Source organism: Devosia sp., assembly GCF_034675085.1.
Taxonomy (GTDB): Bacteria; Pseudomonadota; Alphaproteobacteria; order Rhizobiales; family Devosiaceae; genus Devosia.
This window is the reverse complement of record NZ_JAUCDN010000009.1, coordinates 17,147-27,338: the sequence shown is the minus strand read 5'-3', so window position 1 is coordinate 27,338 and position 10,192 is coordinate 17,147. Positions and strand designations below refer to the sequence as shown.

Genomic DNA, 10,192 nt, shown 5'->3' with positions numbered 1-10,192 from the left:
CGAGAAAGCCCGTTACCTTACCCATATCGTCCCCCTTTACTCCGCCGCCACATGCGCGCCAGAGGCGTGCTTTCTTTCCATCTCGAGGATGGCGCGGCGGTACTCGACCGGCATGACCTTGACGAATCTGGGCCGCATCTCGCCCCAGTTCTCCAGGATGTGCCGGGCGCGGGTGGAGCCCGTGTAATGCAGATGATTGGAGATGAGCTGATGCAGGCGCTCGTCGTCATGCCGGGTCATGTCGCCCGAAATATCCACCCGGCCATGCCATTCGAGATCGCCACCATGGTGGTGCAGCTTCCGCATCAAATCTTCTTCTTCCTCGACGGGTTCGAGATCGACCATGGCGAGATTGCAACGCGAGCGGAAGCTGCCATCCTCATCGAGCACATAGGCCACCCCGCCGCTCATGCCGGCGGCGAAATTGCGCCCGGTGGGCCCGATGACGACGACGAGCCCGCCCGTCATATATTCGCAGCCATGGTCGCCCGTGCCTTCCACCACGGCGATGGCGCCGGAATTGCGCACCGCAAAGCGCTCCCCGGCGATGCCGCGGAAATAGCACTCTCCCGCAATGGCGCCGTAGAGCACCGTATTGCCCGCGATGATCGAGTTTTCCGGCACGAAGCCGGCCTTTTCGCCCGGGCGTACGACGAGGCGGCCGCCCGAAAGCCCCTTGCCGACATAGTCATTGGCATCGCCCACCAGGTCGATGGAGACGCCCTTGGCGAGGAAAGCCCCGAAAGCCTGGCCGGCGGTGCCGGTGAGGTGGATGGAGATGGTATCCTCGGGCAGGCCCTCATGGCCGTAGCGGCGGGCGAGGGCGCCCGAGAGCATGGCGCCGGCCGAGCGGTCGCGGCTCCTGATCGGCAATTCGATCTGCACCGGCGTGCCCTTGTCGAGGGCCGGCCGGGCCAGTTCGATCAGCCTGCGGTCGAGCACGCTTTCAAGGTGATGGTCCTGCCGCTCGGAATGATGGAGCGTATCGCCCCCTATCGGCTCGGGCTTATGAAAGAGCCGCGCGAGATCGAGCCCCTCGCTCTTCCAATGGTTGGCGAGGCGCCTCTGATCGAGCAGGTCGGCGCGGCCGATCACCTCGTCCAGGCTGCGGGCGCCAAGCTGGGCCATCAGGCTGCGCAATTCCTCGGCGACATAGAAGAAATAGTTGATGACGTGCTCGGGTGTGCCCTTGAAGCGCTTGCGCAGAACCGGGTCCTGCGTGGCCACGCCAACCGGACAGGTGTTGAGATGGCACTTGCGCATCATGATGCAGCCGGCGGCGATGAGGGGAGCGGTGGCAAAGCCGAACTCGTCGGCCCCCAGCAGCGCCCCGATCAGCACGTCGCGGCCGGTCTTGAGCCCGCCATCGACCTGTAGCCGTACGCGGCTGCGCAGGCGGTTGAGCACCAGCGTCTGGTGGGTTTCGGCCAGGCCGATCTCCCATGGACCCCCGGCATGCTTGAGCGAGGTCAGCGGCGAAGCGCCGGTGCCCCCGTCATAGCCGGAAATGGTGATGTGGTCGGCGCGCGCCTTGGCGACGCCCGCCGCCACCGTGCCCACGCCCATTTCCGAAACCAGCTTGACCGAGATGTCGGCCTCTTCATTGACGTTCTTGAGGTCGTAGATGAGCTGGGCCAGATCCTCGATGGAATATATGTCGTGGTGGGGCGGGGGGCTGATAAGGCCGACGCCGGGGGTGGAATGGCGGGTCTTGGCGACCACCCAGTCCACCTTGTGGCCGGGCAATTGCCCGCCTTCGCCGGGCTTGGCCCCTTGCGCCACCTTGATCTGGATCTGGTCGGCATTGACCAGATATTCCGCCGTCACCCCGAAGCGGCCGGAGGCCACCTGCTTGATGGCCGAGCGCAGGGGATTGCGGCCACCATCGGGCAGCGGCTTGTAGCGGTCTGGCTGCTCGCCGCCCTCGCCGGTATTGGACTTGCCGCCAATGGTGTTCATGGCGATGGCCAGGGTTGTGTGGGCCTCGCGGCTGATCGAGCCGAAGCTCATGGCCCCGGTGGCGAAGCGCCGCACGATCTCGGCGGCCGGTTCGACCGCATCGAGGCTGATTTCGGGTCCCAGGGGCTTGATGTCGAAGAGGTGCCTTATGGCCAGATAGCCGTTTTCGCCTTCATTGACCTTGGCGGCGAAGTCGTCATAGCGCGCCTGGGCCGTTTCCGGGTTTTCCTCGCGCGTGCGCACGGCATGCTGGAGGTCGGCCACCAGATCGGGCGACCAGGCATGCTTTTCGCCCCTGATGCGAAAGGCGTATTCCCCGCCCACATCGAGCGAACGGCGCAACAGGGCGTCGTCGCCAAAGGCCAGGGTGTGCCGGCGCACGGTTTCCTCGGACACTTCCTTGAGCCCCACGCCCTCGATGGCCGTGGCGGTACCGAAGAAATAGGTGTCCACGAAATCGGAGGAGAGCCCGACCGCGTCGAAGATCTGGGCGCCGCAATAGGACTGGTAGGTCGAGATGCCCATCTTGGACATCACCTTGAGCAGGCCCTTGCCGACGCTCTTGATATAGCGCTGCACCACCTCGTCGGCCGAAACTTCTTGCGGATAATTGCCCTCGGCATGCAGCGAGCGCAGCGCCTCGAAGGCGAGATAGGGGTTGATGGCCTCAGCGCCATAGCCGGCCAGCATGGCGAAGTGGTGGATTTCGCGGGCCTCGCCGGTTTCCACCACCAGGCCCGTCGAGGTGCGCAGGCCCTTGCGGATGAGGTGATGGTGCACGGCGGCCAGCGCCAGGAGCGTCGGGATATCCAGCCGGTCGGCCGCAACCAGCCGGTCGGAGAGGATGATGATGTTGTATTCCCCGCGCACCGCCTCCTCGGCGGCCTGGCAGAGCGTATCGATGGCCGCCTTCATGCCCTGCGCGCCATTCACCTTGGGGTAGGTGATATCGAGCGTCTTGGTCTTGAACTGGTTGGTTTCGATGTCGCCGATGGCGCGGATCTTTTCCAGGTCCTCATTGGTCAGCACCGGCTGGCGCACTTCCAGGCGCTTGAGCGTGGAAAGCCCTTCGAGATCGAACAGATTGGGCCGGGGCCCGATGAAGGAGACGAGGCTCATCACCGATTCCTCGCGGATGGGGTCGATGGGCGGGTTGGTCACCTGCGCGAAGTTCTGCTTGAAATAGGTGTAGAGCAGCTTGGGCCGGTTCGAGAGCGCCGAAAGCGGCGTATCGGTGCCCATCGAGCCCACGGCCTCCTGGCCGGTGGTGGCCATGGGGGCCATCAGCAGCTTCAGGTCTTCCTGCGTATAGGCGAAGGCTTGCAGCCGGTCGAGCAAGGCCGCGCTGGGCTCGGGCGCCTTGGGCGGCACCGGCGGCAGGTCTTCGAGCACGATCTGGGTGCGGGCCAGCCAGTCGGCATAGGGATTGGCGGTGGCGAGCGTTGCCTTGATCTCGTCGTCGGAGATGATGCGGCCCTGTTCGAGATCGATGAGCAGCATCCGCCCCGGCTGGAGCCGCCAGCGCTCGACGATGTCCTCGTCGGGAATGGCCAGAACGCCCGATTCGGAGGCCAGGACCACATGGCCTTCCCTCGTCACCAGATAACGGGCCGGGCGCAGGCCATTGCGGTCGAGCGTTGCCACCACATAACGGCCATCGCTGAGGCTCATGGCGGCCGGCCCGTCCCAGGGCTCCATCAGCGATGCATGGTATTGATAGAAGGCCCGGCGCTTCTCATCCATCAGCGGATTGCCGGCCCAGGCCTCGGGAATCAGCATCATGGCGGCATGAGGCAGCGAATAGCCGCCACGCACGAGGAATTCGAGCGCGTTGTCGAAACAGGCGGTGTCGGACTGGCCTTCATAGGATATCGGCCAGATCTTGCCGATATCCTCGCCGAAATAGCGCGAATGCACGCTGGCCTGGCGCGCCGCCATCCAGTTCACATTGCCCCTGATGGTGTTGATCTCCCCATTATGGGTGGTCATGCGATAGGGATGGGCCAGCTTCCAGGAGGGGAAGGTGTTGGTGGAAAAGCGCTGATGCACCAGCGCGATGGCGCTGGAAAAATCGGGGTCCGAGAGGTCGGGATAAAAGCGTCCGAGTTGGTCGGCCAGGAACATGCCCTTGTAGACCAGGGTGCGGGCCGACATGGAGACGACGTAAAAGCCGTTATCCCCGGCGCTTTCGGGCACCTTATCATAGACGGTGTTGGAGATGACCTTGCGGGCGATGAAGAGCTTGCGCTCGAATTCATCCAGGGTCAGGTCGGCGGGGCGGGCCAGGATCATCTGCTCGATGATCGGCTGGGTGGCGATCACGCCCTGGGAAAGCCGCGCATTGTCGGTGGGCACGACGCGCTCGCCCAAAAGGGTGAGGCCTTCACCGGCGAGGCAGGCGCGCATGATGGTGGCGCAGCGGTCGCGCAGGGCGGGGATGTTGGGGTAAAAGATCATCACCACCGCATAATGGTGGCGGGGCGGAAGGGGGAAGGGCAGGACCTTGGCAAAAAAGTCGTGCGGGGTCTGGATCAGGATGCCGGCGCCATCCCCCATCAGGGGATCGGCACCCACGGCGCCGCGATGTTCCAGGTTTTCGAGGATTTCGAGCCCCTTTTCGACCACTTCGTGGCTGGGGCGGTTGCCGATATTGGCGATCATGCCGATGCCGCAGGCATCGTGCTCGTTTTTGGGATCGTATAATCCCTGCGCCGCCGGCCGCCCCGAAACGGAGCCGGCGGCTAGTTCTCGTGTTGGGGTTTGCCTGGAGCCGACCGAACTGATGACCATGATCTTCTCTTCCAAATAGGGGCCCGAAGGGCCGATGACGGGGCCTTGTCGCCCACAAGAAAGCCCGCTGCCCCGGAACGGGAGAGCAGACACGATGCCGGCCCGGCCGGAAACTGTCCGGCCGATGGGCAGGTGGTTGGTTCAGATAGGCGGCACTGCATCCAAATGGCCGCCGGCTTCGGGCCCGCAAGGCCCTTCCCTCCCAAGGGGACGGTTTCGGCGCCGCGCCCACGGAGAGCGGGACGGCGCGGTGGTTAGGGCAGGGATGCTGTCCTAACCACCGCACATTTGCATAGTTCCAAACTGGCGACAAGCGATTTCAGTGTGGCCAGGAAAATTTTTGTAGGAAATCCTATATTTTACCATAGGATTTATAGGTGTTGCGGCACTGTTTTGCATAAAATTCAGGCATTGCGCGTGGAAATTATGCAGAACTCCTATTTTGTGGCCTTAAAAGCAATAAAGTCCTATTTTCGCTTCTGGCGAAATAGGACTTTATCGTCATTCCCGGACGTAGAGGGCGCCGAGCCTATTCGAGATGGGATTTGATGAACCAGAGGTTCTTGTCCAGATCGCGCGAAAAGGCGGTGAGAATATCGGCCGCGTCGGCGTCGCCGGCCTCGTCGGTGGCGTCGATATCCTCGCGCACCTGGTTGGCCAGTGCCGCATAGCGGTCGGCCAGGGCTGCCAGATGGTCGTTGATCTTGCGGATATCGGTGGGATAGGCGCCCAGAGTGCTGGTCTTGGCCACCACTTCCTTGGTGCCCAGGGCAATGCCATCGAGCTGGGCCACGCGCTCGGCGATGATGTCGACATGGGTGTCGAGATCGGCGCGCATGGGGTCGAGCATTTCATGGACGGCGATGAAACCGGGGCCCTTGAGGTTCCAATGCGCCTGCTTGGTGATCAATGCCAGGTCGATGGCATCGGCGAGCCGGGCGTTGAGAATGTCGATGACGGCGGATTTGGCGTTGGCCTTGAGGGCGATGGCGGGAAGCTTCATGGGTCTATCCTTTGACGCGCGAGGGATGGGATATAACCGGCGGGGCGCGAGGCGGTTCCCGCCCTGCAAGAGAAAGGGCGCGACCGGGTGGCCGCGCCCTCGTCGTTACCGGGAGGTGTCGGTAAGGCTTAGTTGACCGAGTTGTCCTCGATGCTGGCGGCGGCGCCGGCATTGATCTGGATGGTGCGCGGCTTCTTGCTTTCGGGCAGCTCGCGCTTCAGCTCCAGATGCAGCAGGCCGTTTTCGAGGCTGGCGCCCTGGACCTCGACATAGTCGGCAAGCTGGAAGCGCAACTCGAAGGCGCGCTCGGCAATGCCGCGATGGAGGAATTCACGGGACTTGTCGCTCGATTCGGCGGGCTTGGCGCCCTTGACCACGAGGCTGTTCTCCTTGGTCTCGATGGCGATGTCGCCATTGGAGAAGCCGGCCACGGCGATGGAGATGCGATAGGCGTCCTCGCCAGTGCGCTCGATATTATAGGGCGGGTAGGTCTTGGCTTCCTGGCCGACCAGGGTGTCGAGACGGTTGAACACGCGGTCGAAGCCGACGGTGGAGCGATAGAAGGGGGAAAAATCGATGGTCTGCATTTGTCACATTCTCCATGAGCAACGTGGATGTCCCATATCCCTCGGCATGGCTCCCTGAATGCGGCGAGCCGGATGGCCCGGGATCGGGGTTCCCGGAAAGTCCGGCGAACACAATTGATGTAGGGGGGATTTTCGCCCGTTCAAGGGGGCGAAGATGAACCGAAAATGAACGAGCCTATCCTTCTGGGTTCAGCTTGGGCCGACTAGAAGAGGGGCATGTGGTGAGGGCAACCCCGCCACGCCCACAAAGCGGTCCATCACCCGCCCCCCGCATGGGCCGCCAAATGGAAGCCGGCGTTTCGAGAGAAGCGCCGGTTTTCCTTTTTCAACCTCTTTATTCTATGAGCATGGGAGCGATCTATCGGGGGCCGTGAACATGAGCGCCATTGTCGATCCGAGCGGACCAAGCCTGGTCTCGATTCCGTCCAATCCGGTCCCCGAAGGGGCGCGGGTGGGTTATTTCATCACCAGCGACCGCGTGCGCCTGCGCTATGCGCTCTGGCCCCGGGGCGAGGGCAAGCCGCGCGGCACCATATGCCTGGTGCAGGGGCGCACCGAATTCATCGAGAAATATTTCGAGACCATTGCCGATTTCCGCCGGCGCGGCTTTGCCGTGGCGACGTTCGACTGGCGGGGCCAGGGCGGTTCGGACCGGCTGATCGGCAATCGAAAGCTGGGCCATGTCGATCGTTTCGAGGATTACTGGACCGACCTGCGCTGCTTTCACGGCGATATTCTTCTGCCCGACTGTCCGGGCCCCTTTTATCTCGTCGGCCATTCCATGGGCGGGCTCGCCTCGCTCCTTGCCGGCGTGCGCGACCGGCTGATGTTCGACCGCATCTTCCTGTCCGCACCCATGCTGTCGCTGGACGGGCAGCCGCTGAGCATGGCCGGCATGGCGCGAGTGACGGCCGCGCTCAATTTCCTCGGTCTGGGCCGGTTGCCGGTGGGCCGCAAGGCCGACAAACCCGCTTCCGAAACCAGCTTTCCCGACAATCCCCTCACCGGCGACATGGTGCGTTATATGCGCATGGTCGATGTGGTGCGCGCCCGGCCGGATCTGGAGATCGCCTCGCCCACCATAGGCTGGGCAGCGGCGGCGATGGCGGCCATGGCCGAGGTGGCGCGCGACGATTTTCCCGCCCGGGTGCAAAGCCCCCTGCTGATGCTGGCGGCGGCGCGCGACAGCGTGGTCTCCCCGGCCGCCATCGAACGGCTGGGGCTGCGCCTGCGCACCGGGCGGCATATGGTGGTGGCGGGTGCGCGGCACGAGCTGTTCATGGAGAGCGAGCCGATCCGCGCCCAGGTCCTTGCCGCCTTCGACGCCTTCATCACCGAGCAGAGCGCCTAAGACAACGCACGGCCTTGCAACACAGGCTTAAACGCGCGGTAAACCTCTGTGTCTGTATGTTCTCGCAGCTATCGGGACGGGCGGGAACCTCAACGTGTCATGGATGCGGAACATCAGGCGCTTTCAGGCTGATCGCAGCGGCAATGTTGCGATCATCGTGGCGCTGGTTTTTCTGCCCATTCTGATCATTGCTGGCGCGGCGGTCGATCTGGCGCGTTTCGAGCGGGCGCGCTCTATCCTGCAGGATGGCGTTGATCGCGCCGCTTTGGCGGGAGCGGCGCTGACCCAGACGCGGCCGCTGGCGGAAACCGTCGCCCAATATATGGAAAACGTGGAATTTCTTGCGGATACGGAACTGACCTATTCCGAGCAGTCATTCCTGACCCGTCGGGACGTGGAGGTGACCGCAGTCTATCCCCTGCCCACGACATTCCTCAATCTCATCGGCATTGGCAGCCTGGATGTGACCGCCCATGGCGCGGCGACGCAGAGCCGAATGAATGTTGAAATCTCGCTGGTGCTCGACGTCTCGATCTCCATGTGGGAGACGAGTGGCAAAAGCGGCAACACCAGGTTCAAAAACCTGAAGCTGGCCGCGGCGGACTTCCTGGACGCACTGCTTACGCCTGAAACCCGTAGTGTCACCACGATCAGTGTGGTGCCATTTTCGGGTCATGTGAATATGGGCAAGACCATGTTCAACGCCATGGGCGTGAAACGCACGAATAATGACAATTCCTGCATTGATTTTTCAGTGGCCGAATATTCGGCGACCACTCTGGTCACTCTGCTCAACCGGGCGCAACTGCCGCATTTCATCGGCTATACGCCCGATCCGCGCAACAATAATCCCGAGGGGTGGGTGGCTGGGGTTGAGCCGGCCAAGGGATGGTGGTGTCCGGGTGAGGAAACCTCGATCAGCTATCTTTCCAACGATGCCGCCGTGCTCAAAAGCCGCATCAATGATTTCATTCTCTACTCGGCGACGGGAACCCATAACGGTGTGAAATGGGGGTCGATGCTACTGGATCCTACGTCGCGCGGCCTGGTCAACACTGCGATCAACGCCGGGATTACCCCCGAAGCGGCACGCGGCAGGCCCGTGGATTATTCCGACGAGGAAACGGTCAAGATCCTCGTGCTGATGACCGATGGCGGTATCAGTGCCCAGAACAGGCCAACCTCCAACTATCGCTATCCGGACAGGCTCACTACAACCCCGGTCAGTACCGAGGGGACCAACGGAATTTACCTCCAGCGTGCCTGCACCGCCGCCAAGAATAACGGCATCATCGTCTATACCATCGGCTTCGAGGTGCCAGCGACCAAAGCCAGCGAGATGCGCGACTGCGCCACCACCGTCAACCACTATTACCCCGTTTCAGGGTTGGATATCCGCACCGCCTTCCAATCCATCGCCTCCGCGATCCAAAGCCTGAGGCTGACGCAATGAGAGCCAGTCGATTCCGGGGGTTGTGGCGCAATTCTACCGGTGCTGCGGCGCTCGAATTCGCCATGATCGCGCCCATCCTGATTGCGCTGATCCTGGGAACGATCGAGACGGGCTGGATGATGACGCAGACCATGATGCTGGATCGCGCCCTCGACATGACCATACGGGAGGTGCGCATCGGCTCGTTCCAAAACCCCACATTGGAGCGGGTGCGCAACCGGGTCTGCGAGCGGGCGGTGGTGCTGGCCGATTGCCAGGCCTCGCTGGCGCTCGAGTTCCTGCCTATTGCCAGCAAAGCCGACTATCCCACGGACAGCACCCGCTGCATGACGCGCGGCAGCGACCCCAGGCCGGTGCTGCGCTTTTCCATCGGCAATCGCGAGCAATTGGTGTTCGTGCGCGCCTGTTTCATTGTGGCTCCCATCACGCCCATGCTGGCCGTACTGCTGTCTCTGCCGGGCGACGAGCGGGGGGAGCATCGCCTGATCGCCAAATCCGGCTTCATGAACGAGCCGGCCTGATGAAACAGTGGCGACGCTTTATCGGCGGCGAAGATGGTGTCTCGGCCATCGAGTTTGCCCTGCTGGCGCCGGTGCTGCTGGCCTTGATGCTGGGCTCGGTGACGCTTTATGATGCCTTCCGCACCAACCAGATCGTCGCCAAGGTGTCGTCAACCATTGCCGATATGGTGTCGCGGAAGCGCGAGATCACGCATGCCTCCGTGGTGGAGATGAGCGATTTCATGAGTGAGACGATTCCGCTTTCGAGCGAAATGCCGGCTCTGCGCCTCACCAGCGTCAGCAATGTGGGCGGCAAGATGACCATCAAATGGTCCGACAAGGTCGGCAATGTGGGGCTCATCACCACCAGTAGCGTCGATCTGACGGAGCTGCCCGCTATCGCGACGGGCGATTCGGTGATCGTCACCGAGACCTATGTGCCTTTCACCGTCATGGTGACCGGCTTCGGGCTCGGCTCGATGGTTTTTCGCGAAACGCTGGTGAACCGGCCTCGCTTCCTCAAGGAAATTCCCTTTGCGAGTTGAGGAA

Annotated in this window: 7 protein-coding genes; 4 read left to right on the top strand and 3 right to left on the bottom strand. The window is 62.7% G+C overall.

Features of this window, described 5'->3' with window-relative positions:
• Nucleotides 1–36 precede the first annotated feature (36 nt).
• The 3 genes from gltB to VDP82_RS01530 all read right to left on the bottom strand — a co-directional run bounded on the left by gltB (nt 37) and on the right by VDP82_RS01530 (nt 6,339).
• Nucleotides 37–4,749 (bottom strand): glutamate synthase large subunit, encoded by a 4,713-nt coding sequence (gene gltB, locus VDP82_RS01540; protein ID WP_323013071.1) that lies wholly within the window; start codon nt 4,747–4,749, stop codon nt 37–39.
• A 529-nt stretch (nt 4,750–5,278) separates the two neighbouring features.
• Complete coding sequence (gene dps, locus VDP82_RS01535) at nt 5,279–5,752, bottom strand: DNA starvation/stationary phase protection protein Dps (protein ID WP_323013070.1); 474 nt, start codon at nt 5,750–5,752, stop codon at nt 5,279–5,281.
• Between the two features lie 128 nt (nt 5,753–5,880).
• Nucleotides 5,881–6,339, bottom strand: a complete 459-nt coding sequence (locus tag VDP82_RS01530; RefSeq protein WP_323013069.1) for an Hsp20 family protein — start codon at nt 6,337–6,339, stop codon at nt 5,881–5,883.
• Nucleotides 6,340–6,715: 376 nt separating this feature from the next.
• Between VDP82_RS01530 and VDP82_RS01525 the strand changes: the two genes are divergently transcribed.
• From VDP82_RS01525 to VDP82_RS01510, 4 genes are all read left to right on the top strand, one after another.
• On the top strand, nt 6,716–7,690 hold the full coding sequence (locus VDP82_RS01525; RefSeq protein ID WP_323013068.1) for an alpha/beta hydrolase: 975 nt from the start codon (nt 6,716–6,718) through the stop codon (nt 7,688–7,690).
• A 103-nt stretch (nt 7,691–7,793) separates the two neighbouring features.
• The gene (locus VDP82_RS01520; protein WP_323013067.1) at nt 7,794–9,143 is read left to right on the top strand and encodes a TadE/TadG family type IV pilus assembly protein; all 1,350 of its coding nucleotides are present in this window, start codon (nt 7,794–7,796) and stop codon (nt 9,141–9,143) included.
• Nucleotides 9,140–9,664, top strand: a complete 525-nt coding sequence (locus tag VDP82_RS01515; protein WP_323013066.1) for a TadE/TadG family type IV pilus assembly protein — start codon at nt 9,140–9,142, stop codon at nt 9,662–9,664. Before VDP82_RS01520 ends, VDP82_RS01515 begins: the two co-directional genes overlap by 4 nt.
• Nucleotides 9,664–10,188 (top strand): TadE/TadG family type IV pilus assembly protein, encoded by a 525-nt coding sequence (locus VDP82_RS01510; protein ID WP_323013065.1) that lies wholly within the window; start codon nt 9,664–9,666, stop codon nt 10,186–10,188. The genes VDP82_RS01515 and VDP82_RS01510 overlap by 1 nt, the downstream gene beginning before the upstream one ends.
• Nucleotides 10,189–10,192: the final 4 nt, after the last annotated feature.